Origin of the sequence: Microbispora sp. CA-135349 (assembly GCF_050947365.1) — a bacterium.
GTDB lineage: Bacteria > Actinomycetota > Actinomycetes > Streptosporangiales > Streptosporangiaceae > Microbispora.
Map to the genome: position 1 here is coordinate 5,283,433 of NZ_CP192001.1, position 23,604 is coordinate 5,307,036.

19 protein-coding genes and 1 pseudogene are annotated in these 23,604 nt (G+C 71.6%); 11 read left to right on the plus strand and 9 right to left on the minus strand.

Annotated features, from left to right (window positions below; all coding sequences use genetic code 11):
• The first annotated feature begins 14 nt into the window (after positions 1–14).
• From ACQPZZ_RS24385 to ACQPZZ_RS24395, 3 genes are all read left to right on the plus strand, one after another.
• Positions 15–971: an ABC transporter ATP-binding protein gene (locus ACQPZZ_RS24385; protein WP_432922424.1), complete on the plus strand. Its 957-nt coding sequence runs from the start codon at positions 15–17 to the stop codon at positions 969–971.
• A gap of 56 nt (positions 972–1,027) precedes the next feature.
• Positions 1,028–1,744: an ABC transporter permease gene (locus ACQPZZ_RS24390; protein WP_432934510.1), complete on the plus strand. Its 717-nt coding sequence runs from the start codon at positions 1,028–1,030 to the stop codon at positions 1,742–1,744.
• 128 nt (positions 1,745–1,872) lie between these two features.
• Positions 1,873–2,784 carry an EamA family transporter gene (locus ACQPZZ_RS24395; protein WP_432922427.1) on the plus strand — a complete coding sequence of 304 codons (912 nt, stop codon included), beginning with the start codon at positions 1,873–1,875 and terminating at the stop codon, positions 2,782–2,784.
• A gap of 111 nt (positions 2,785–2,895) precedes the next feature.
• On the opposite strand, the pseudogene ACQPZZ_RS24400 reads toward ACQPZZ_RS24395, so the two are convergent.
• A pseudogene (locus ACQPZZ_RS24400) lies at positions 2,896–3,501 on the minus strand (GntR family transcriptional regulator); the annotation flags it as partial.
• Between the two features lie 138 nt (positions 3,502–3,639).
• Here ACQPZZ_RS24400 and ACQPZZ_RS24405 point away from each other — a divergent pair.
• Together ACQPZZ_RS24405 and ACQPZZ_RS24410 are read left to right on the plus strand one after the other, a co-directional pair.
• On the plus strand, positions 3,640–4,647 hold the full coding sequence (locus ACQPZZ_RS24405) for a COX15/CtaA family protein (protein WP_432922430.1): 1,008 nt from the start codon (positions 3,640–3,642) through the stop codon (positions 4,645–4,647).
• Between the two features lie 6 nt (positions 4,648–4,653).
• Entirely contained in the window at positions 4,654–5,394 is a 741-nt protein-coding gene (locus tag ACQPZZ_RS24410; protein WP_432922433.1) for a SanA/YdcF family protein, read from the plus strand.
• A 377-nt stretch (positions 5,395–5,771) separates the two neighbouring features.
• On the opposite strand, the gene ACQPZZ_RS24415 is transcribed toward ACQPZZ_RS24410, so the two are convergent.
• The 3 genes from ACQPZZ_RS24415 to ACQPZZ_RS24425 form a co-directional block, all read right to left on the minus strand.
• Positions 5,772–6,824 (minus strand): lytic polysaccharide monooxygenase auxiliary activity family 9 protein, encoded by a 1,053-nt coding sequence (locus ACQPZZ_RS24415; protein WP_363641090.1) that lies wholly within the window; start codon positions 6,822–6,824, stop codon positions 5,772–5,774.
• Positions 6,825–7,055: 231 nt separating this feature from the next.
• Entirely contained in the window at positions 7,056–8,270 is a 1,215-nt protein-coding gene (locus ACQPZZ_RS24420; RefSeq protein WP_432922437.1) for a CaiB/BaiF CoA transferase family protein, read from the minus strand.
• A 361-nt stretch (positions 8,271–8,631) separates the two neighbouring features.
• Positions 8,632–9,945 (minus strand): PrsW family intramembrane metalloprotease, encoded by a 1,314-nt coding sequence (locus ACQPZZ_RS24425; protein ID WP_432922440.1) that lies wholly within the window; start codon positions 9,943–9,945, stop codon positions 8,632–8,634.
• A 145-nt stretch (positions 9,946–10,090) separates the two neighbouring features.
• On the opposite strand from ACQPZZ_RS24425, the gene ACQPZZ_RS24430 reads away from it, so the two are divergent.
• Positions 10,091–11,641, plus strand: a complete 1,551-nt coding sequence (locus tag ACQPZZ_RS24430) for a N,N-dimethylformamidase beta subunit family domain-containing protein (protein ID WP_432922443.1) — start codon at positions 10,091–10,093, stop codon at positions 11,639–11,641.
• A 517-nt stretch (positions 11,642–12,158) separates the two neighbouring features.
• On the opposite strand, the gene ACQPZZ_RS24435 is transcribed toward ACQPZZ_RS24430, so the two are convergent.
• Positions 12,159–12,776: a TetR family transcriptional regulator gene (locus ACQPZZ_RS24435; RefSeq protein WP_432922446.1), complete on the minus strand. Its 618-nt coding sequence runs from the start codon at positions 12,774–12,776 to the stop codon at positions 12,159–12,161.
• A 154-nt stretch (positions 12,777–12,930) separates the two neighbouring features.
• Between ACQPZZ_RS24435 and ACQPZZ_RS24440 the strand changes: the two genes are divergently transcribed.
• Both ACQPZZ_RS24440 and ACQPZZ_RS24445 read left to right on the plus strand, forming a co-directional pair.
• Positions 12,931–13,791: an enoyl-CoA hydratase/isomerase family protein gene (locus ACQPZZ_RS24440; protein ID WP_432922449.1), complete on the plus strand. Its 861-nt coding sequence runs from the start codon at positions 12,931–12,933 to the stop codon at positions 13,789–13,791.
• A 299-nt stretch (positions 13,792–14,090) separates the two neighbouring features.
• The gene (locus ACQPZZ_RS24445) at positions 14,091–14,933 is read left to right on the plus strand and encodes an IS5 family transposase (RefSeq protein ID WP_432922452.1); all 843 of its coding nucleotides are present in this window, start codon (positions 14,091–14,093) and stop codon (positions 14,931–14,933) included.
• Here ACQPZZ_RS24445 and ACQPZZ_RS24450 read toward each other — a convergent pair.
• From ACQPZZ_RS24450 to ACQPZZ_RS24465, 4 genes are all read right to left on the minus strand, one after another.
• Entirely contained in the window at positions 14,860–15,549 is a 690-nt protein-coding gene (locus ACQPZZ_RS24450; RefSeq protein WP_432922455.1) for a hypothetical protein, read from the minus strand. The two genes, ACQPZZ_RS24445 and ACQPZZ_RS24450, sit on opposite strands and share 74 nt — an antisense overlap.
• A 40-nt stretch (positions 15,550–15,589) precedes the next feature.
• Complete coding sequence (locus ACQPZZ_RS24455; RefSeq protein WP_432934512.1) at positions 15,590–16,354, minus strand: protein kinase domain-containing protein; 765 nt, start codon at positions 16,352–16,354, stop codon at positions 15,590–15,592.
• A complete protein-coding gene (locus ACQPZZ_RS24460; RefSeq protein ID WP_432922458.1) occupies positions 16,342–17,166 on the minus strand; it encodes a hypothetical protein in 825 nt (274 codons plus the stop codon). The genes ACQPZZ_RS24455 and ACQPZZ_RS24460 overlap by 13 nt, the downstream gene beginning before the upstream one ends.
• A 142-nt stretch (positions 17,167–17,308) precedes the next feature.
• Positions 17,309–18,262: a heme o synthase gene (locus ACQPZZ_RS24465; RefSeq protein WP_432922460.1), complete on the minus strand. Its 954-nt coding sequence runs from the start codon at positions 18,260–18,262 to the stop codon at positions 17,309–17,311.
• A gap of 213 nt (positions 18,263–18,475) precedes the next feature.
• On the opposite strand from ACQPZZ_RS24465, the gene tkt reads away from it, so the two are divergent.
• From tkt to ACQPZZ_RS24480, 3 genes are read left to right on the plus strand one after another with little or no spacing between them, the layout of a single operon-like run.
• Positions 18,476–20,617 (plus strand): transketolase, encoded by a 2,142-nt coding sequence (gene tkt / locus ACQPZZ_RS24470; protein ID WP_363641076.1) that lies wholly within the window; start codon positions 18,476–18,478, stop codon positions 20,615–20,617.
• 10 nt (positions 20,618–20,627) lie between these two features.
• Positions 20,628–21,731, plus strand: a complete 1,104-nt coding sequence (gene tal / locus ACQPZZ_RS24475) for a transaldolase (protein ID WP_363641074.1) — start codon at positions 20,628–20,630, stop codon at positions 21,729–21,731.
• A 7-nt stretch (positions 21,732–21,738) separates the two neighbouring features.
• On the plus strand, positions 21,739–23,364 hold the full coding sequence (locus ACQPZZ_RS24480; protein ID WP_432922464.1) for a glucose-6-phosphate isomerase: 1,626 nt from the start codon (positions 21,739–21,741) through the stop codon (positions 23,362–23,364).
• Positions 23,365–23,604: the final 240 nt, after the last annotated feature.

Below are 23,604 nucleotides of genomic sequence, written 5' to 3' on the forward strand. Positions count from 1 at the left end.
GGAGGCCGGTGGGAGTGCCGGGGGTTGGCAGCACGCCTGAGGGCACGCTCGGCGGCGCGGACGACGGCGCGCCCGCGGTCGAGATCGACGGGCTGGTCAAGCGCTACGGGAGCACCACCGCCGTCGACGGGCTGACCCTCGCCTGCGCCCGGGGCGCCGTGACGGCGATCCTCGGGCCCAACGGCGCCGGCAAGACCTCCACGATCGAGATCTGCGAGGGCTTCCGCCGGCCGGACGGCGGGACCGTGCGCGTGCTCGGCCTCGACCCGGCCGACCCCGCGCTCAGGCCGCGCCTGGGAATCATGCCGCAGACCGGTGGGGTCCCTCCCGCCGCCCGTGCGGGCGAGTGGCTGCGGGTGGTCTCCCGGTTCTACGCCCACCCGCTCGACCCCGGCGCCCTGCTCCGCGTGCTCGGCCTGACCGGCCACACGCGTACGCCGTACCGGCGGTTGTCGGGCGGCCAGCAGCAGCGCCTGTCGCTCGCGGCGGCGGTGATCGGGCGGCCCGAACTGGTCTTCCTCGACGAGCCGACCGCCGGGCTCGACCCGCAGGCCCGGCACGCCTGCTGGGACCTGGTCGCCGCGCTGCGCGCCGCCGGAGTGTCGGTGGTGCTGACCACCCACCAGATGGACGAGGCCGAGAAGCTCTCCGACCACATCGTGGTCATCGACCACGGCCGGGTGGTGGCCGAGGGAACGCCCGAGTCGCTCACCGGCGCGGAACGCCAGCTCAGGTTCCGCGCGCGTCCGGGTCTCGACCTGGAGGAACTGCTGGTGGCGCTGCCGCCGGGCAGCGCCGCCAAGGAGTCGCCCTCGGGCCACTACATCATCGAGGGCCAGGTCGGCCCGCAACTGCTCGCGACCGTCACCGCCTGGTGCGCCACCGAGGGCGTGACCACCGAGGACCTGCGCATCGAGCGGCGCACGCTGGAGGACGTCTTCCTCGAACTGACCGGCAGGGAGCTGCGTTGAGCACGATCGCCACGCTGGACCTGACGCCGCGGCCGGGGGCCGCGCCGCTGCGCCGGATGGTCTTCGCCCAGGCGGGCGCGGAGATCCGGGCCACGCTGCGCAACGGCGAGCAGCTCCTGCTCACGATGATCATCCCGATCCTGCTGCTCGTCGGTTTCTCCACGGCCCCGCTGGTTGACGTCGGCGGCGGCCCGCGCGTCGACTTCGTCGCCCCCGGCATCCTCGCGCTGGCGGTCATGTCGACCGCGTTCACCGGGCAGGCGATCGCCACCGGCTTCGAGCGCAGGTACGGCGTGCTCAAACGCCTGGGCGCGACCCCGCTGTCGCGGACCGGCCTGCTGCTGGCCAAGACCGCCGCGGTCGTCGCCGTGGAGGCGTTGCAGGTCGTGGTGATCGTCGTGGTGGCGCTGGCGCTCGGCTGGTCGCCGCACGGCGACCCGCTGTGGGCCGTGCCGCTCCTGCTGCTGGGCACGGCGGCCTTCAGCGGCCTCGGCCTGCTCATGGCCGGCACGCTGCGGGCCGAGGCCACGCTGGCCGGGGCCAACCTCGTCTACCTGGTGCTGCTCGGACTCGGCGGCGTGCTGTTCCCGCTGGACAGGTTCCCCGCCGGGGTGCAGCACGTGCTCGGGCTGCTGCCGATCAGCGCGCTCACCTCCGGCCTGCGGACCGCCTTCAGCGCGGGCGGGGGCTTCCCCGGCGGCGCGCTGCTCGTGCTGCTGTGCTGGACGGTGGCCGCGCTCGCCCTGGCCGCCCGTACGTTCCGCTGGGAGTGACACGGGGCCGCTGGGAATGGCACGGTGCCGCCCGAAGTGACGCCGGGGGCCCGCACCGGAGATCTCACGGCCACGCATATGATTGCGGGCATTGTTCGTGATCAATGGCAATTTGTGGGGTCGCCGGCATGACCGCTGAATCCCTTCCGGGGGCCGAGCCGTACCGGATGAGGCCGTCGCCGGGCAGGGCGCTCCGGGCCGCGTCGAACGCGATACCGCCGCCGGGGCTGGTGCTGCTGGGCATCCTGTCGGTCCAGGTGGGCGCGGGCCTGGCCAAGAACCTGTTCACACAGCTGCCTCCTTCGGCCGTGGTCTTCCTGCGCATCGCGACCGGCGCCGTCATGCTGCTGGCCGTCGCCCGGCCCAAGGTACGCGGGCTGTCGCGCCGCGACCTCGCCGTCGGCCTCGCGTTCGGGCTCAGCCTCGGCCTGATGAACCTGTCGTTCTACGAGGCCCTCGCCCGGCTGCCGATCGGGATCGCGGTGGCCATCGAGTTCATCGGGCCGCTCACCCTGGCCGTGGTGTCCTCCCGCCGCCGGCTCGACCTGCTGTGGGTGGCGCTGGCCGCCGCGGGCGTGATCCTGCTCGCCCCCTGGGGAGGAGCGGGGACCGCGAGCTGGGTCGGCATCGGGTTCGCGGCGCTGGCGGGAACGTGCTGGGCCGCCTACATCGTGTTCTCCGCGGCCACGGGCACCCGCTTCCCCGGCGCGAGCGGGCTGTCGTTCGCCATGATCGTGTCCACGGTCGTCGTCGCGCCCATCGGCGTCACCGCGGGCGGGAGCGACCTGCTGCGGCCCGAGATCCTGCTGATCGGCGCGGGGGTCGGCCTGCTCTCCTCGGTCATCCCCTACTCACTGGAACTCGAGGCCCTGCGCCGGATGCCCAAGCGGGTCTTCGGCATCCTGATGAGCCTGGAGCCCGCCGCCGCCGCGCTCGTCGGCCTGTTCGTCCTGGGCGAGGTGCTCCAGCTCCGCGAGTGGGCCGCGATCGGCTGCGTCGTCGTCGCCTCCATCGGCGCCACCCGCGCCGGCGGCGGCTGAGCCGTACCGCTCAGGCCGGGGCGGACCGGCCGACCAGATCGTCCGCACATGCCGGAGATGGTGGTTCATCAGGCTCTCGGCCGCCCCGGCGTCGCCGCGTACGACGGCGTCGAGGAGGTCGAGGTGTTCGCGTGCCGAGGCCGCCAGCATCCGGGCGTCGGGCAGCCCGCGCAGGCCGTAGAGCCGGGCCCGGGCCCGCAGGTCCCTGACGGTCCCGACCAGCCGGGCGTTGCCCGACAGGGCCAGCAGCCCGAGATGGAACCTCTGGTCGGCGGCAACGTAGGCGAGCAGATCGCCCCTTCCGGCGGCCGAGACGATCTCCTCGGCGATCGGGCGCAGCTCCTCCGCCTCCACGGCCCGGCGCTCCCGCGCGAGCCGGGCCACCGTGGGCACCTCGAGCAGCCGCCTGATCTCGATGATCTCGTCGAGGTCGCGCTCGGACACCTCCGCGACCCGGAAGCCCTTGTTGCGCAGGGCCTCGAACAGGCCCTCCTTGGCGAGATCGAGCATCGCCTCGCGCACCGGTGTGGCGGAGACCCCGAATCTGGCCGCCAGCGCGGGGGCCGAATAGACGACACCGGGCCGCATCTCCCCGGCCACCAGCGCGTCGCGCAGCGCCTGCGCCACCTGCTCGCGAAGGTTTCGCCGTGCTCCGCCGCCCGGCCCGCGGAGGTCGTCACGCGTGCGGCCCCCCGGGCCGTCCCACGTCCCGCCCATCGACCGGCCACCGCCCTCCTCGGTTCCGTACGGCCGATCGTACCGGCCGGTCCCGATGTGACGATCAAGGCGTACGGCGCGCGGCCTCGCCGGACGGCGCGCGGGCCGGGGAGGGGACCACCCACAGGGCCGCCTACGATGAATTCCGTGAATCCCACGACTGACCGGATCCGCGGCACGCTGCTCGCCTTCTACCGCTCGTTCATGTCCCCCACGGGCGAGTCGATGCGGCGGTGGGCCCTGGCGGCGATCGTGGTCAACGTCGGCATCACCGTCACCGGCGCCGCCGTCCGCGTCACCGGCTCCGGCCTCGGCTGCCCGACCTGGCCCCGCTGCACGCCGGACAGCTTCGTGCCCGCGAGGATCGACACGCACGCGCCGGTCAACATGGCGATCGAGTTCGGCAACCGGCTGCTGGCGTTCCTCGTGCTCGCGGTCGCGGTCGCGTGTGTGATCGCCGCCTGGAAGCTGTCGCGGGGCGAACGCGGCCGGCCGGTCCTGCTGCGGCTCGCGCTGGTGCAGCCGGTCGGCGTCGTCGTCCAGGCCCTCTGGGGCGGGGTCGTGGTCCGCACGATGCTCAACCCGGTGACCGTCAGCGTCCACTTCCTGCTGTCCATCGGCATGATCGCCGCCGCCGTCGTGCTGTTCGCCCGGGCCGGCGAGGGCGACGCCCCTCCCGAGCGGGTGGTCCACAGGGACATCCGCACGCTCGGATACGTGCTCGCCGCGGCCACCCTCACGCTGCTGCTGGCCGGGATGGTGGTGACCGGCACCGGGCCGCACTCGGGAGACGAGGCGGCCTCCCGTTTCGGCTTCGACATCCAGAGCGTGGTGCGGCTGCACACCGACATCGCCTACGTCGTCGTCGGGCTGACGTTCGCCCTCCTGTTCGCCCTCCACGTCACCGGCTCCCCCGGCCGGGCCCGGCGCGCCGCGCTCGTGCTGCTCGGAGTGGAGCTGTCCCAGGGCGTGGTCGGGTACGTGCAGTACTTCCTGGCCGTCCCCGCGGCCCTGGTGCTCCTGCACGTGCTGGGAGCGACGCTCGTGTGGGTCTGCGCGCTGCGCGTCGTGTTCCGGCTGCGGACCCGGGGCCCGGTGCCCGCCCTCGCTCCCGAGCAGCCGGAGCTCCACCACGCGGGGGTGTGACCCCAGGTGGAGGGATCGCCGGGCTCCTCCTCGCTCAAGGGCGTCCTGTCGTGGGCCGTCCGCCCCTGGACCTGGTCGCGTACGGCCCTGCGCCGGGGTTTCCAGTGCCTGGTCGCCCTGAGCGTGCTGCCGCTGGCGCCGATGACCTGGGTCTGGCTGACCAGCGCCGCCCACCGGGTGACGGCCGAGCCGGGCACGCGCTGGACCGCCGAGGTGCCCGCGATGCCGGCCGCGCTCGTGCTGGGCGCGGGCGTCCTGCGCGGCCGGCCGAGCCCGATGCTGCGCGCCCGGCTCGACATCGCCGCGGAGCTGTACCGCACGGGCAGGGTGCGGGCCCTGCTGCTGTCCGGCGACAACAGCCGCAAGGACTACGACGAGCCCTCGGTCATGCGCGACTACCTGATCTCCCGGGGCGTGCCGGCGGGAAAGATCGTGCTGGACTACGCCGGGTTCGACACGTGGGACTCCTGCGTACGGGCCAAGACGATCTTCGGTGCGTCCCGTCTCGTCGTCGTGACCCAGGTGTTCCATCTCGCCCGTGCCGTCGCGCTGTGCCGTACGGCCGGGCTGGACGCGTTCGGCGTCGGTGACGATTCGAGCCGCGACTGGCCGGTCGAGACGATGGCCTATACCGTCAGGGAGTTCCCCGCCTCGGCCAAGGGCCTGGTCGACAGCCTGGTCCTGCACTCCTCGCCACGGTTCCTCGGCCGGCGCGAGACCGCGCTCGACCGCGCGCTGGCCGGCTGACTCCGCCTCCAGGACCGTGGCGGGGACGGCGGCGAGGGCGGTGGCGAGCGGCCACCGAGGGGACGCGACGGGCGGCCGTGGCGGGAGGCGCGACGGGCGGCCGTGGCGAAACTTTCATCGCGTGCCGCGCCCTGAGCTGGGCGGACATGCCGGGCCGGGGCGGGTCCGCTGGCCGGTGGCGGCGCGGCGCGTTAGGGTCCGGCCACGTGGGAGCGCTCCCACCACCCCAGAGGGAGGTGAGGCCACACCCACAGTGGCTATCGCACCGCGGGTACGAGGCGGATCCTCCTCCGCCCACCCATCGCGCAACGCCCGGGGGTGCCGCCAGGCGGCACCCCCGGGCGTCTCCCGCGGATCCTGCGCCGCGGGAACCGGCGTCAGCCGCAGCTGATGTCGCTGATCGACGGCGTGGCCGAGCCGGCGCCGAGGAACCCGGCGGTGGCCGAGGCCCCCGGGGCCAGCGAGGAGTTCCACTCAGGTGCGTGGATCATCGCGAACGGGCCGCTCTGCATCGACGTTCCGTTCCACGCCTGGCTGATCGTCGCGCCGTTCGACATCTGCCACTGGACGTACCAGCCGTTGAGCGGGCCCGTGCCGGTGTTCTTGATCGTGACCTCGCCCTGGAAGCCGCCCTGCCAGGTGTTGGTCAGCTTCACCGTGGCCGTGCACGCCGGGTTCCCGGCCGGGGAGGGCGAGGGGGTCGGCGACGGGTCGTTCGTGCCGGGCGAGACGCGCGGCGACGGGCTCGGCGAGACGCCGTCGTTGAGGAAGTTCACATCCGAGCAGCCGTAGAAGGTCTCCTGGCTGTCGGACCGGTACCACACGGCGTAGATGACGTGCCGGCCGCTCTTGTTGGGCAGCTTGCCGGAGAAGCGGTAGGCGCCGTTGGTGACGGCGGGCTCCGGGTCGGCCGTGAGGAATGGCTGCTCCTCCATGTCTGCCCAGGTCAGCGGCTTGGTCGGGTTGTAGCCGTCCTTGGTGACGTACAGCTTGAAGCCGCCGGGGTGCGGCACCCACGCACCGTAGACGAAGTCGTAGGTGCTGTTCGCCTTCAGCGTGGTGGTCGGCCAGTCGGTCCTCGGCGCGTCGTAGGCGGCGTACTTGCTGAAACCGCCGCTGCAGAGCTGGCCGTCGGGGATGAAGCCCCGGGTGCGGCCGCCCCCGTCGGAGCGCAGCACGCCATACCAGTCGTAGAGCGGCTGGGTGCCGCCCGCCGCCACGGCGTCCTTGCAGGCGGCGTTCTTCGGGATGATCTGGCCGCCGGTGAGGCCGTCGGTGTAACACGCGTACGTGCGGCTCGCAGGGGCCTGCAGGGCGCCGTGCGCCTCGGCGGCGGTCTGCGTCAGGACCGCGACGAGACCGGCGAGCACGGCCGCCACCGCGGCGAGGACGGCGAGCCTGCGTCCGGATTTCAATGACAGCGATCTCATAGGGGGTTCTCCTCATGATGGGCGGGCACGCCTTCCGCGAAAGGACGCGCCGTCGGGGCTGTCGTACGAGAAGAACGCATGCGGCATCGCCGCACGCCCTCCTGGAGCCCACCCATCATGTGGCCACCGCGCAACAGTGATTGAAACACGTACGGGCCGCCGGGGCCAAGCGGCCCAGCCGGGACCGGCACGGTCGCCGGCGGCGTGGTGGCCCGGGCTCGGCGGGCTGCGTCAGGTCACCTGAGGCGGCATGGGGACGCCGTCGGCGCTCCGGGCCACCTCCGCCCGGATCGCGGGACCGTCGGCGTCGAGCACCGGTGGCGCGGCGTGCTCGCGGCGGGTGGTCTCCGTCTCGCCGTCCGGGCCGGGAGAGAAGAAGCGCAGCGGCGGGCCGGGCAGCCGCAGCCGGCCGAGGGTGGCGTGCTCGACGTCGACGAGCAGCCCCTGCGACAGGGTCTGCTCCCACGCGTAGACCTGATCGATCGTGCGCACCTTGCCGGCCGGGATGCCGGCCGCGGCCAGCCGGGCCAGCAGCTCCTCGGCGGGATGCTCCGCGAACGCGTCCTCGATCAGCTCGATCACCCGCTGCCGGTTGCCCACGCGCTCGCCGTTGGTCGCCATCCCCGGCGCCTCGGGGTCCAGGCCGAACTCACCGCAGAGCCGGCGCCACAGCGACTCGCTGCCGCACGACAACTGCACCGATCCGTCCTTGCAGCGGAACAGCCCGTACGGCGCGATCGACGGATGGTGGTTGCCCTGCGGCCGGCCGGCCCGGCCGGCGACCGTCCACGCCGTCCCCTGGAAGGCGTGCACGCCGACGATCGCCGCGAGCAGCGAGGTGCGCACCACCTGGCCGCGGCCGGTGCGTTCCCTTTCGATGAGCGCGGCAAGCACGCCGTAGGCGCCGTACATGCCGGCCAGGAGGTCGCCGATGGGGACCCCGACGCGCTGCGGGTCGTCCGGCCCCGGCCCGGTCAGGGACATCAGCCCGGCCTCGCCCTGGGCGATCTGGTCGTAGCCCGCCCGGCCGCCCTCCGGTCCGTCGTGCCCGAAGCCGCTGATCGACAGCGTGACCAGCCGCGGGTTCAGCTCGGCCAGGACGTCGGTGCCGAACCCGAGCCGGGCCAGCGTGCCGGGCCGGAAGTTCTCCAGCAGCACGTCGGCGCGACGCAGCAGGCCCGTGAGCACCTCCCGGTCGGCGTCGTCCTTGAGGTCGAGGGCGATCGACTCCTTGTTGCGGTTGGCCGACAGGAAGTAGGTCGACTCGCGGTCGCCGGTCTCGGGCTGCACGAACGGCGGCCCCCAGCCGCGGGTGTCGTCCCCGCTTCCGGGGTTTTCCACCTTGATGACGCGGGCGCCGAGGTCGCCCAGCATCATCGCGGCGTGCGGCCCGGCGAGGGCGCGGGTGAGGTCGACGACGAGCACACCGTCAAGTGGTCCTGACACGGCGACTCCGTTCCTTGAGTCGGCCGGGGCCGCGGTCCGGGCCGGCCGGCGGCCACGGTCCCCGAGCGCGGGCGTGGCGGTGCGTGGGATGTCCGTACGCCCCGGCACCGGCCGGCGCGTACGGCCTCGCGCCGACGTCAGCCTACGGCGACGGACGCAGGCGCGCCCGAGGCGGGAGAGGAAACCGGTGACGAGCCCGGCGACGCGTCTCCCGCCGGCGCCAAGACTTGCGAGCAGGCAATGGCCGACTGCAGCGTGGCGTGGAAGGCGACCCCGCGCTTCTCCACCGGTTCGTCGATGCGTTCCGCTTCTGACCGCCCTCACGGCGGCGGCAGGCCCCGGCCCTCCGGCCGGGCGGCGCCTACGGCTTGCCCAGCCCCGGATCCTGCGGCCCGTCCCCCGAGGGCGCCGGGCCGTGCCCGTGCGGCCCGGGCGGAGGCCCGTAGCCGGGTCCGCCCGGCTGAGGAGGGTGGCCCGGCCATCGGCCCGGAGCCGGCGCCCCCGGGGCGTATCCCGGCGGGGGCACCCCTCGCGCGGCGTTCGCCTGGTGGCGTTCGGGCAGCGGGAACGACAGCCGCGCGTAGGCCATCAGGTTCGCCAGCGACCGCTGCTGGGCGCGGAAGGTCTCCTCGTCCACCCCTCCCCGCGCCGCACGGGCGTGCAGCAGCCCGAGCTCGGTGGACGCGACCTGATAGTCGATCATGGCTCGTGCCCCGGCTCTGCCTCCGTGGGCCTTGGCCCACGCCCTGGCCTGCCGCCGCCGGCGCAGGGACGACAGCATGAAGATGTCGGCCTGGTTGATCAGCCCGTTGCGCTCGTACGGCGGCAGGTAGTGCTGGATCAGGCCGACGATCCGCCGTCTGTCCCGGAAGATCACGATGAGCTCGACGACGAGCAGCACCATCAGCAGCAGGTAGGCGATGGCGAGCCCGCCGAGGCCGGCGAAGGAGGCGAAGCCGTTCCAGAGGCCGTGCAACAGCATGGCGCCGATCCACCCGATGACGATGACGACGACCCCCACCGCACCGCCGCGCTGCGCGGCGTACGCCACCGCGATGCCGATCAGGGAGGTGAACAGCGGATGGGCGAAAGGCGACAGCACGGCCCGCAGCACGAGCGTGGCGGCCAGCCCCTGCGCGCCGTTCTCCTCCAGGGCGGCAAGGTAGTAGCTGACGTTCTCCGACATGGCGAAGCCGAGCCCGACCATGCTGGCGTAGATGATCCCGTCGGTTGGCCCGTCCAGCTCCTGCCGCCGGAACCACAGCAGCCCGAGCAGGACCAGCCCCTTGGCCGTCTCCTCCACGGGCGGGGCGCCGAACGTGGCGACGAGGTTGCGTGCGCTGGTCGTGTCCCCCAGCTGATGGGCCACGTAGACGAGGTTGAGCGAGTTGAGCACGCCGGCGAGCAGGACGGCGATGCCCGCGCCCCAGGCGAACGCGAAGATCAGATTGCTGCGCGGCTCCGGCTCCATCCGGTCGAGGGCGAGCACGCCCGCGAGCAGCAGCGGCACGGGGGCCACGGCGAGCCCGAGCGCGATGAAGAACTGGACCGGCTCGCCGTTGATGATGTCGAAGGAGAACGACACCAGGGCGCAGATTCCGGCGACGACCAGACCCACGATGAGGCCGATGGACGGACGCTCCCTGAGAACGGCGCGGGGGTCGAGGCCTGCCACTGTGCGACTGTAACCGACCACGCCCGCCGCGGTCCCCCTCCGGCCCCAAAAGATCCCCATGCATTCCGTGCCGGGGCAAGTATCTCGCAGGCCGGTCGCGCGGCCTGTCCCGAGCACGTCCCGGTTGCGGGCACAATGGGCGATCATGGATGTCGCACCACGTGACGGGCTCGGACGTCGCGGATTCCTCCGTGTCGCGTGCGCCGCCGCCGTCGGTTCGGTCGCCGCATGCGCGCCCGGGTCCCGCGAGGCCTCCGCTCCCGCCTCCCCCGCCCCCACTCCCGCCCCCGCTGCGGCGGCCGGGAAGCCGGTGGCGGAACGGCTGCTGCCCGGCGACCCGGACTGGCGGGTGCGCAGGCGCGGCCCCGATGAGGCGATCGAGGGCTACAGCGACCGCGCGAGCGTGCTGCCCGGGGAGAAGTTCGGGCTGCACGTCTCCACCACCGAGGGCCGCTACCGGGTCACGGCCTACCGGATGGGCTGGTACGGCGGGACACTCGCCCGCCGGGTGTGGCGTTCGGGGTGGATGAGGGGACGCGACCAGGGCCGCGGACGGCTCGTCGGCGACACCCGCACCATACGGGCCGGGTGGCGGCGCACCCTGACCGTGACCACCGAAGGCTGGCCGGAGGGGGCCTACCTGCTGCGGCTGGACACCGAGCGCGGCCACCAGCGGTACGTGCCGCTGGTCGTGCGCTCGGCCTCCGGGGCGGGCCGCACGGTCCTGGTCCACGCCACCCCGACCTGGCAGGCGTACAACCGGTGGGGCGGCTACAGCCTCTACTACGGCGAGGACGGCCGCTACGACAGCCGCTCGCTCGCGGTCAGCTTCGACCGACCCTACGACAGCACCGGGATGGAGAAGTTCCTCATCCACGAGCGGCCGGTGGTGGCGCTGGCCGAGCGGCTCGGCCTGCCCCTGGCGTACACGACGGGCGGGGACCTGGAGGCCGGCGACGACGTGCTCACCGGCGCCTCCGCGGTGATCTTCCTCGGGCACGACGAGTACTGGACGCCCGGGGTGCGCCGCACCGTGACCGAGGCCCGCGACGCCGGCGCCAACCTGGCCTTCCTTGGCGCCAACACCTGCTACCGCCGGGTGCGGATGGAGGAGGACGGCAAGCTGGTGGTCTGCTACAAGACCGCGGTGGACCGCGACCCGCTGGTCCGCACGCGCCCGTCGCTGGCGACGACCGACTTCCGGGCGGCGCCGAAGGCCGATCCCGAGTCGTCCCTCATCGGGGTCTACTACGACGGATATCCCGTGGACGCGCCCTTCGTGGTGCACGAGCCCGGCCACTGGATCTTCGAGGGCACCGGCGTGCGCCGCGGCGACGCGTTCCCGCACCTTGTGGGCGTGGAGTACGACCGGGTCAACACGGACGTGCCGACGCCGAGGCCGCTGCAGATCCTCGCCCACTCGCCGGTGACCTGCGCAGGGCGGCCCAGCTTCGCCGACGCCGCCTACTACACGGCGCGGAGCGGGGCCGGGGTGTTCGCCTCGGGGACCATGCGGTGGGCCGAGACGCTCATGGCACGCACCCGCGACCTGCCGCGGGCGCACGGGATCGACGCGCGTACGCGGGCCTTCGTCACCACCGCGACGACCAACCTGCTGAAGGGCTTCGCCGAGGGCCCCGCCGCCGAGCGCCTTCCCACGCCCGACGACAACGTACGGAAGACCTACCGCCGCTGACGCCCACGCGGTCGCCGGCAGGGCCGTCCACGACCCCGGCCGGGTCTGGTCGGTCGCCGGGTGGCCGCGCCTGGGCCGGCTGACAGGGCGTCAGAGAGCAGCGGCCGGCCAGATCCCGCCTCCTTCGAGACAGGAGTCCCCGGCTTTCCCGCACCGGTACCGAGGGCCGGGGACGCCCCTGAACCCCGATCCGTTCACGATGAAGCTCTTGTCCCCCCATGCGTAGACCCGCCCGTAGAGATCCTCCTGAAGCGCGTAGGGGGAATTCTTCGGCAGCTTTGGGCCGACCGAAGCTATTTCGCGCGTAGTGGGATTTAGAGGTCGCGCAGATAGGTGCTGTGGGGGGCCTCGGCGGCCCCGCACGGCTGGGCGTGGACACCGTCCGCTTCGTCCGGATCGACACCCCACTCTTGCACTCGCGGCCGGGGCTGGACTCCGACGACGCGATCACCGCCGCCGGGTCGCCCACTCCTTTCGGCCGTTTCGGCACCGCCGAGGAAGCCGCCGCCTCGGCCCTTTACAACGGAGCGTCCGTCTGCTGGCGTGCCGGGATCGAGAAGGCGGCGAACGCAGCGTCCAGCAGTTTGCCGAGGTCCTCTTGGCCGTCGCTCGCACTCCATTGCCCGAGGACGATCCACAAGATTTCGAGCGCCGCCGCTACGCGTACGTTGGCGATGACCGATGACCCGTCGGTCGAGGAGGTTGTCTTCTGCAGTCGGGCGACGATCTCTGGTCGCCATTCAGCCTGCTTCTCGCGGAGGCGTGCGCACAGGGCTGGGGTCTGCTCGATGAGGCCGAGGATCGTCACGAGTTCCTGGACGTCGCGCACGAGGAACCTCACGGCTGACTCCAGGGCGTTGCGCAGCCTGCTCCAGTCGTCCTGGTTGGCCCGCTCGGCATCGAGCGCGTCAGTGATGACGTCACCGACAGGGTCGAAGACGAACAGGACCACGTCTTCCTTGGTGCCGAAGTAGCGCAGGAAGGTGCTCCGCGACACTCCGGCGGCTTCGGAGAGGTCGGCGAAGGTGACCTGGTCGAAGCCGGTGAGGCAGAACCGGTTGAACGCGACGCGGGCCAGCTCTGCTCGCACCGCGTGGCGGCTGATCTCACGGGTACCGACTGGCGCTGCGCTCATGGGGAAGAGTGTACTTCGACACACTCGCTTGCTTTTTCGGATACAGGTTCCTAATCTGATACTCAGTGTCAATCGCGATGCTGAGATTCGCGACGCTGTCCCCGGCTGGCGGCCCGGTCACGGGCCGTCCCCTACCGCGATATGGAGCCACCTCATGACCTACGAAGACCTTCCCGCCCTGACGATCGACGTCTCGGACGGGGTCGCCACGGTGACAATCGATCACCCGCCGCTCAATCTGATGGACGCGGTCCTCCTGCCGTCACTCCGGGCATTCGTCGCGCGTGTGCGGGACGACGCCGACATCCGCGTCATTGTCTTCGAGAGCGCTGACCCGGAGTTCTTCGTTGCGCACGGTGACATGGCCTACCTCACCGACCCTGACGCGCTGCCTGCAGCCACTCGCGCTGCGATCGCGGCCGCGCCGGGCTCGACCGTCCCGGAAGGCATGAACATCCTCCAGGCGATGAGCGACGAGGTCCGCTCGCTGCCGCAGGTCACCATCGGCAAGCTGGCGGGCTTCGCGCGCGGCGCGGGCAACGAGTTCTTCATGTACCTGGACATGCGATTCGCGGCGATCGGCAAGTCGGGGCAAGGACAGCCCGAGTCCTTGATGGGGATCCTCCCCGGAGGCGGCGGCACGGTGAACATGACGCGCCTGACGGGCAGGGCCCGTGCCCTTGAGCTCATCCTCGGCGCCGAACTCGTCGGCGCGGAACTCGCGGAACGCTACGGCCTGATCAACCGCGCTCTGCCCGCCGCCGAGCTCGACGCGTTCGTCGACGCCCTTGCCAGGCGGATCGCCGGCCTACGGCCAGAAGTGATCTCCGCTGTCAAGACCACCGTCGACACGATCGCGCAACCGATCCCCCACGCGGCCTATGCCGTCGAGAACAAGGCCCTGTTCGCGGCGTTCGGCGACGAGGTCACCGAGCTCGCCCACAAACTGCTCGCTGCCGGTATCCAGACCCGCGAGGGCGAAAGGGACCACGAGCGCATCGCCAACAGCATCTGAGCGCCCAAGCTCTCGCCATCCGTGCGCAGAGGCTCCGCGGGAAGAGTTCCTCAGCCATTGTCGGCACGCGCGTTGTCGAGTGGTGAGGTCGACCACCCTGGTTCGCTGGGCCTGCCGGGAACACGACCGGCTCAAGCGCCGGAAACGGCGGGCAGGGGAGTGGATGGCGCAAGTAGCCGTAAGCTTGACGACGCTATTCGGCCGCGCGGATAGGCACGGTTGGGAAGGTAGGTAGCCGAGCGGGCACAGGTCCCGTTGATCATGGAGTTGCTGACGCTCTGTGATCACCGAGGAGACCTGTGCCTGCGTTTCCATCATGGCTGACCGAGCCACTCTGGGACCAATTCGCGGTCCTGCTGCCCGAGCGGCCGGAATACCACCCGGACCATCCACTTGGCTGCCACCGCCGACGCATCAGCGACCGGATCATCTTCGACAAGATGCTGCAACTGCTGCGCTTCGGCTGTTCTTACGAGGCGATCGCCGACACAACCTGCTCGGCCACCACGATCCGCAGCCGCCGCGACGAATGGATACGACTGGGCGTCTTCGCCCGACTCAAGCAGATCGCGCTCGACGCCAACGACCGGATCGTCGGTCTCGTCCTCGACCAGATCGCCGTAGACGGCTCCATCACCAAAGCTCCAGGAGGCGGTGAGGTGGCCGGGCGTTCCCCGGTCGATCGCGGCAAACAGGGCTTGAAACGCTCAGGAATGACGGACGGATACGGCATTCCACTGGGTCGCGTTCTGGCCGGCGCCAACTGCCATGACTCCCCGCTGCTCGCCCCCACCCTGGACCTCCTGGACGACCTGGGTCCGTTGCCCGACGAGGTCACCGTCCACCTGGACGCCGGCTACGACTCGAACAAGACCCGCACGGTGCTCGACGAACGCGGCCTGCACGGCCGCATCGCGTACAAAGGCGAGAAGGCGCCCATCCAGGCCAATCAGCGCTGGCACGTCGAACGCACCCATGCATGGCAGAACGCCTTCCACCGGCTCGCCCGCTGCTACGAGCCGCGCGCCCCCGTTGTCAACGCATTCTTCGACCTCACCGACACGATCATCACCGTGCGCAGCCTGATCCGGCGAGCATGGATGACTCACCGCTGGGACGAACGCCCGAACCGCCGACCATGACCGCACCCCTTCCCGCGCCACCTCTTATCGCGACCAGATGAGCGCCGTCCCGGCACTTCCCCCCTCCCCATTCGAGACGGTCCTCCAACGCCACCCACTGCTCGCCCACCCAGGTGATCCCGGACAAGCGGCAATCCGGATCACCGCCGGGCGACACCTCCACTCCGTCGCCCAGGCCGGTCTTGTCTCGCGGAACGACGAAGACGTGGGTGGTGCCACCTGCGCCGAGATCATGCGTGGTGACTCCGATGCTGCCGTCCGGTGCCAGGGAGAGCCCCAAAACGGCGATCGCACCGACGTAGACGCGCCTGACCTCTTCGCCGTTCTTCACCACGTGGAGATTCGACTCCGAGTCGTATGACGCCTTTCCTGCGGCGAAGGAGGCATAGGCCAGGGTCCCTCCGCGAACGGCGATCACGCCGATGCCGGCGTTTCTCTCGGTGGCGATCACTTCCGCCGTTCCGGTTTCTCCCATCCGGTAGAGGTGACCGCCGAGAGGAGTCCCGGTGACGGGATCCCCGTCGTACCGGTTCTCCGCGAAGTAGAGGGTCGAGTCCTCCTGGTCGAACTGGAAGCTGTCGACGTCCTCGACCGGCAGCGTGATGCTCTTGCGCACCTCGCCGGTCTCCGCGTCGAAAGCGACCAGCGTGTTCCTGTCAGCCGCCGCGTAGGCCAGGGGCGGTGGACTGGGCGGCGCCGCGGGGCTCGGCGAGGTGACGGCGGCCGGGACGGCTCCGGCCGCGGCAGGCGCCGTGTGCGTAACGCCAGGGGCCCGGTGCGCCGGGGGCGCGTCCGGGAGAGGGAGCGCGTAGATCAGCAGCGCGATGGCGACGGCACCGGCAGCGATGACCGCCAGTGCCCACAGACCGCGCCGGGCGGAAGCGGGAGCAGGGCCAGTGGTGAATCGAGCCGGTGGCCAGGGCGTCGTGCCGACGCCGGGCAGGACCCAGGTCCGGTCCAGCCGCGCCGTGACGTCCCCCGCCGGGTCCTCGACCAGGGTGGCGGTCTCCTCCTGCGCCGGGCGCGGCGTAGGCGACCAGCAGGCCCCAGTTGTGGACGTCGGCGAGTGGCCCGGCGTCGTCCCCGCGGTACTCCTCCGGGCTGATCCACCCGGGCGAGCCGACGATCACACCGGTGCTCGTCATGGCGGTCTCGTCCAGGGCCCTGGCGATGCCGAAGTCGACCACGCGCGGTCCGTCCGGAGACAGGATGACGTTGGCGGGCTTCAGGTCGCGGTGCACCACACCGGCGGCGTGGATGGACACGATCGCCTCCGCCAGACCGGCGGCAAGACCGTACAGGCCGTCCGCGGCCAACGGGCCGTGTCCGCGTACGTAGGCGTCCAACGTCGGCCCGGCGACGTACTCGATGGCCAGCCAGGGCTTCTCGGCGGTGGTGTCGGCCTCGATCACATGGGCGATGCACGCACCGGCGACTCTGCCGGCGACCGCGGTCTCCCGCGCGAATCGGGCGCGGAATTCCCCAGCCGCACGAACTCGGTCTTGGCCGCGGTGGCGTCCTCGGACGCGGCGTTGCCCGCGTCGTACGCGGAGTCGCCCACGGTACGCCCCCGGCATCCGCCGTCGCGATACCGCTTGGCCCACTTCAGGTACGCCTTGTCCGCCCGGTAGGAGGTGATCGGCGCCCGTACGAGGGCGTCCTTGAGCTCGTCCCCGTCCCGCAGGGCGTCCGTCTCGAGTTCTTCGGCCTGGCCGGCCTGCCCGCCTCGTTGACCGGTCACTCTCTCGATGGCCTCGACCCCCTCGGCGACCTCGGAGCACCGCAGGATCCGGCTCAGGGCCTGCCGCAACGTTCCGCGGCTGGGCTTGCTCTGGTCGAGCAACGCGTCGACGGCCGCCGCCTGCTCCCGAGTCGGGATGCTCTCCGCGTCCGGCTCCGGTTCCGGGGTGTCAGCCGCGGCAGCGGCCCGGGCCGCCGATGCCGACACGGATTCGGGCGCCGTCCCCGCGGGCGCCTCGGCCACCGCGCCTGCCGGGTCCGTTCCCGTCCCGTCGTCCCCGACGGCGACGAACGTCCCGACGATCGCCACGAGAGCGACCGCCGTGGCGATGAGCGCGACCCGGACACGTGGCGGCGTGCCGTCCGCGGGCTCGGCCCGACCTGGCGTCGCCTCGACCTCCGTGGCGGCGGCCGGGTCCTTCACCCACCAGATCCAGTAGGGCGGAGCCTCGGGCCAGTCGTCCTCGGGTCCCGACCAGGCCGCCGTCGGCACCCAGTTCTCCGGAATTGAACCGGCACAAAAAAGAGGTCCCGTCCGACGTTCGGATGGGACCTCTCCTGCTTTCGCAGGAACGCCACGGCCCGTGCGGCGGCGCGTTCCAGCCGGCCGGAAGCGGCGGCCGGGCCGGAAAGGGTCAGACGAGCAGAGAGTCGAGCGCGACGGCGAGGAACAGCAGCGCCAGATAGATGTTCGACCAGTGGAAGAACCGCATCGGGCGCAGGTCGACGCCGGTCTTGCCGGCGTTCACCCGGCCGAGGAGGCGGTAGACCTCCACCAGGCAGACCACGCCGAGCACGAGCGCGGCCGCCGGGTAGAGCAGGGAGGTGCCGGCGATCGGCCACAGCAGCAGCGAGCACAGCACGGTGGCCCAGGTGTAGGCGACGACCTGCTGAACGACCCGGCGCTCGGTGGTGACCACCGGGAGCATGGGCACGTCGGCCGCCGCGTAGTCCTCGCGGTATCGCATGGCGAGCGTCCAGGTGTGCGGCGGCGTCCAGAAGAACACGACGCCGAACAGCACGACCGGGGCCCACGACAGCTCTCCGGTGATGCCGGCCCAGCCGATCAGCACCGGCATGCAGCCGGCGATGCCGCCCCACACGATGTTCTGCGAGGTGCGCCGCTTGAGCACCAGCGAGTACACGAAGACGTAGAACAGGATCGCGCCCAGCGACAGCACCGCGGCCAGCCCGTTGACCGCGAGCGCGAGTCCGAGCGTGGAAAGAGTGCCGAGAATCACACCGAAAACCAGCGCGCCCATCGGCGACACGTCGTGCTTGGCGAGGGGCCGCCTGCGGGTGCGCCGCATCGTCCGGTCGATGTCCCGGTCGATGTAGCAGTTCAGGACGTTGGCGCTGCCCGCCGACAGGGTGCCGAACACCATGGTGGCGGTGGCGATCCACAGATCGGGAAGACCGTGCGCCGCGAGGAACATGACCGGCAGGGTCGTGATCAGCAGCAGCTCGATGATCCGGGGCTTGGTGAGCGCCACGTAGGCCTTCACGAGCGCCCCGACGGAGCGGGGAGCCGTGGCCGTCGCGGTGGACCCGATGGGGGCCACCGTCTGCTTGTTCGTCAAGACCGTCAAGGCGCTTCCAACACGTGCGGGGTCAACGCGTAACCTCTGATTAGGGCGGATCTCCGGGCAGCCTGTCTCCGGGCAGCGGCCGGCACTTGGTCAATCACTGTAGTCGCCACCGCAGGTGGTCCCCGAACCGGGGCCGAAGCCGCAGGCACCCTTACCGAGGTGGCTACCAAACGGTATTACGAGGAACCCGTTAGGGTCCCCTGTGGGCGGGAAATGCCAGAACCGGCGCGAAAACAAGAGGGGATCGAGCAGTTGAGCAGCGCAAGCCTTGAGTGGAGTGACCTTGACCGGCAGGCGGTCGACGTCGTGCGGACCCTGGCGATGGACGCCGTGGAGAAGGCGGGATCGGGTCACCCCGGCACCGCTATGAGCCTCGCCCCCGCCGCCTACCTTCTTTTCCAGCGGGTCCTGCGTCACGACCCCTCGGATCCCAAGTGGGCGGGACGGGACAGGTTCGTCCTGTCCTGCGGGCATTCGAGCCTGACGCTTTACATCCAGCTGTACCTGTCCGGCTACGGCCTGACCCTGGACGACCTCAAGGCGCTCCGGCAGTGGGGCAGCCTCACTCCGGGCCACCCCGAGTACGGCCACACGGCCGGCGTGGAGACCACGACCGGCCCGCTCGGCCAGGGCATCGGCAACGCGGTCGGCATGGCCATGGCGGCCCGGCGCGAGCGCGGCCTGTTCGACCCGGACGCCGCGCCCGGCACCTCGCCGTTCGACCACATGATCTGGTGCTTCGCCTCCGAGGGCGACCTCGAGGAGGGCATCAGCCACGAGGTCAGCGCGATCGCGGGCCACCAGAAGCTCGGCAACCTGGCCGTGGTCTTCGACTCCAACCACATCTCCATCGAGGACGACACCCAGATCGCCCTGTCCGAGGACATCGCCAAGCGCTACGAGGCGTACGGCTGGCAGGTCCTGGAGGTCGACTGGACCGCCACGGGCGAGTACAAGGAGGACGTCCAGGCGCTGTACGAGGCGATGGAGGCGGCCCGCGCGGAGACCGAGCGGCCGACGTTCATCAAGCTCCGTACGATCATCGGCTGGCCGGCGCCCAACAAGCAGAACACCGGCAAGATCCACGGCTCGGCCCTGGGCGCCGACGAGGTCGCCGCGACCAAGCGCGTCCTCGGCCTGGACCCCGACAAGAGCTTCGATGTCCCGGCCGAGGTGCTGAGCCACGCGCGTGAGGTCGTCGAGCGCGGCCGGGCCCTGCGCGCCGAGTGGGACAAGGGGTACCAGAGCTGGCGCGAGGCCAGCCCCGAGCGGGCGGAGCTGTTCGACCGGATCTCCAAGCGCAAGCTGCCCGAGGGCTGGGACAAGGCCCTGCCGTCGTTCGAGATCGGCTCGCAGGTCGCCACCCGAAAGGCGTCCGGCGAGGTGCTGAGCGCGCTCGCGCCGGTGCTGCCGGAGCTGTGGGGCGGTTCGGCCGACCTGGCGGAGTCCAACAACACCACCATGAAGGGCGAGCCGTCCTTCATCCCGGACGAGTACCAGACCAAGGAGTTCCCCGGGAACCGGTACGGCCGGACGCTGCACTTCGGCATCCGCGAGCACGGCATGGGCGCGATCCTGAACGGCATCGCGCTGCACAACGGCACCCGCCCCTACGGCGGCACGTTCCTGGTGTTCAGCGACTACATGCGGCCCTCGGTGCGGCTCGCCGCGCTGATGAAGCTGCCGGTGACCTACGTCTGGACGCACGACTCGATCGGTCTCGGCGAGGACGGCCCGACCCACCAGCCGATCGAGCACCTGTGGGCGCTGCGCGCGATCCCCGGCCTCGACGTCGTCCGCCCGGCCGACGCCAACGAGACGGCGGCCGCGTGGAAGGCCGTTCTGGAGAACAACGACCGCCCAGCGGGCCTCGCCCTGACCCGGCAGAACGTCCCCAACCTGGACGGCGCGGGCGACCCCGACGCCGTCGCGAAGGGCGGCTACGTCCTGCAGGACGCGTCCAACGGTCAGCCCGAGGTCGTGATCATCGGCACCGGCAGCGAGGTGCAGCTCGCCGTCGAGGCCCGCACGATTCTCGAGTCGCAGGGCATCCCGACCCGCGTGGTCTCGATGCCGTGCGTGGAGTGGTTCCGTGAGCAGGACGCCGCCTACAAGCAGACCGTGCTGCCCCCCGCCGTCAAGGCGCGGGTCGCGGTCGAGGCGGGAATCACGCTCGGCTGGCGCGAGTTCGTGGGAGATGCGGGCGAGGTCCTCGGTCTCGACCACTTCGGCGCCTCCGCGCCGTACAAGACGATCTACGAGCAGTTCGGCCTCACCGCCGACCGCGTCGTCGCCGCCGCCAAGGCCAGCCTGGCCAAGACGGGCGCCGACAAGGGCGAGACGACCGGAAACTGAGGGACGAAGGATGAATGAGAATCTGAAGCGGCTGACCGACGCCGGAGTCTCCATCTGGCTCGACGACATCAGCCGGGAGCGGCTGCGCTCCGGCAACCTCGCCGCCCTGATCCGCGACAAGAACGTGACGGGTGTCACCTCCAACCCCACGATCTTCGCCTCGGCGCTCAGCAAGGGTGACGCCTACGACGCGCAGCTGCGCGACCTCGCCACCCGCGGCGTGACGGTCGAGGAGGCCGTACGCGCGATCACCACGTTCGACATCCGCTGGGCGGCCGACGTGCTGCGGCCGGTCTTCGACGCCACCCGCGGCGTCGACGGGCGCGTGTCGATCGAGGTGGACCCGCGCCTGGCCCGCAAGACCGAGGCGACGATCGCCGAGGCCCGCGCGCTGTGGTGGCTGGTCGACCGGCCGAACGTGCACATCAAGATCCCGGCGACCGTGGAGGGCCTGCCGGCGATCACGCAGGCCATCTCCGAGGGCATCAGCGTCAACGTCACGCTGATCTTCTCGCTGGAGCGGTACCGTCAGGTGATGGACGCCTGGCTGAGCGGGCTGGAGAAGGCCAAGGCCAACGGCCTCAACCTGGCCACGATCGAGTCGGTCGCGTCGTTCTTCGTCAGCCGCGTCGACACCGAGATCGACAAGCGCCTCGACAAGGTCGGCACGCCGGAGGCCGCCGAGCTCAAGGGCAAGGCCGCCGTGGCCAACGCCCGCCTGGCGTACGCCGCGTACGAGGAGGTCATGAACTCGCCGCGCTGGCAGACGCTGCGCGCGGCCGGGGCGCACCCGCAGCGGCCGCTGTGGGCCTCCACCGGTGTGAAGAACCCCGACTTCCCCGACACCCTGTACGTGGAGCAGCTCGTCACGGCCGGCGTCGTCAACACGATGCCGGAGAAGACGCTGGACTCGACGGCCGACCACGGACGGATCTCCGGCGACACGATCCGCCCCTTCTACCAGCAGGCGTGGGACGTCATGGCCTCGCTCAAGCAGGCCGGCATCGACTACGACGACGTCGTCCGCGCGCTGGAGGAGGAGGGCGTCGAGAAGTTCGAGACGTCCTGGAGCGAGCTGCTGGAGACCGTCGACGGCGAACTGCGGAAGGCCTGATCTTCATATGACAATCGAGGTGACCCTCGGCGACGAGGCTGACGCCGTCACCGCGGTCAAGGACAAGCTCGTGGCCGAGGGGGTGCCCGCGGCTCTCGCCGCGGGCGACCCCGCCCTCTGGGGCCCGCAGGCGCAGCCTGAGGCCTCCATCCGGCTGGGCTGGCTCAACCTGCCGCAGACGAGCCGTGAGCTGCTGCCGCAGATCGACACGCTGGTGGAGCGGGCCCGGGCCGCGGGCCTGGACCACGTCGTGCTCGCCGGCATGGGCGGCTCCTCCCTCGCCCCCGAGGTGATCTGCGCCACCGAGGACGCGCCGCTGACCGTCCTCGACACCACCGACCCGCACCAGGTGCGGCGGGCGCTCGCCGACCGGCTCGACCGCACGATCGTCGTGGTGGCGAGCAAGAGCGGCGGCACGATCGAGACCGACAGCCACCGGCGCGTCTACGAGCAGGCGTTCCGCGACGCCGGCATCGACCCGGCCGAGCGGATCGTGGTCGTCACCGACCCCGGCTCCCCGCTGGAGCGCACGGCCGACGAGGCCGGATACACGGTCGTGCTCGCCGACCCGAACGTGGGCGGCCGCTACAGCGCGCTCACCGCGTTCGGCCTGGTGCCGAGCGCCCTGGCGGGCGCCGACGTGGCCAGGCTGCTCGACGACGCCGCCGCGGTGGCTCCGCTGCTGGCGCAGGACGAGGGCAATCCGGGCCTGGAGCTCGGCGCGCTGCTCGGCGCGCGGGCGCTGCAGGGGCGCGACAAGCTCATTTTGCGCGACGCGCCCTCCGACATCGTCGGCCTGCCCGACTGGATCGAGCAGCTCATCGCCGAGTCGACCGGCAAGGAGGGCAAGGGCATCCTGCCCGTCGTCGGCGCGGAGGCGGCCGAGGCCGGCGACCAGTTCCTCGTGACCATCGGCCCCGACAGCGGCACGACCGTCGACGGACCGCTCGGCGCGCAGTTCCTCGTCTGGGAGTACGCGACGGCGGTCGCGGGCCGGGTGCTCGGCATCAACCCGTTCGACCAGCCGAACGTCGCCGAGTCGAAGGAGAACACCACCCGGATCCTGCAGGAGGCCGGGGACGGCCCGCTGCCGACCGGCACTCCGATGCTCACCGACGGCCCGGTCGAGGTGTACGGCGACGTGCCCGGCGACCTCAAGAATTTGGCCGACGTCCTCACCTGGCTGCTGCGCGCGATCCCCGAGCGCGGCTACCTGGCCGTCATGGCGTACCTCGACCGCGAGGCGGCGTTCGACGCGGCGGTCGTCGGCGAGGCGTCCTTCGAGGAGATGACCGACACCTGGGCGAGCGCCGACGTCGCCACCCTGCGGGCGCTGCTCGACTACCGGACCGACCACGCGGTCACGTTCGGCTGGGGGCCGCGCTTCCTGCACTCCACGGGCCAGTACCACAAGGGCGGGCCCGAGGCGGGCGTGTTCCTGCAGATCACCGGGGCGGTGACCGACGACGTCGAGGTCCCCGGCAAGCCGTACACGCTGGGCAGGCTGCAGCTCGCGCAGGCGCTGGGCGACCTGGGAGCCCTCACCTCCCGTGGCCGTCCGGCCGTCCGCCTGCACCTCACCGATCGCGTCGCCGGAGTCAGGCACCTGCTCTCCGTGGCGGAGGAGCTCTGACCATGCGATGCGTTACAGGCGAAGGGCCCGTCCGCAGGGAGGACACATGACGGAGCAACAGGAGCCGCAGGCCCCCGCCGACGACGCCCGGCAGGAGCCGGAGGCGGGCGGCGGCGCCACGCCCGATGCGCGCAGTGGCACTGCGCCCGAGGTGCCTGGCAGCACTGCGCGGCAGGCGGGAGAGGAGCTGCCGCAACAGGTGGGGGACGACCTGACGGCCGCCGAGCGTGTGGTCCTGGC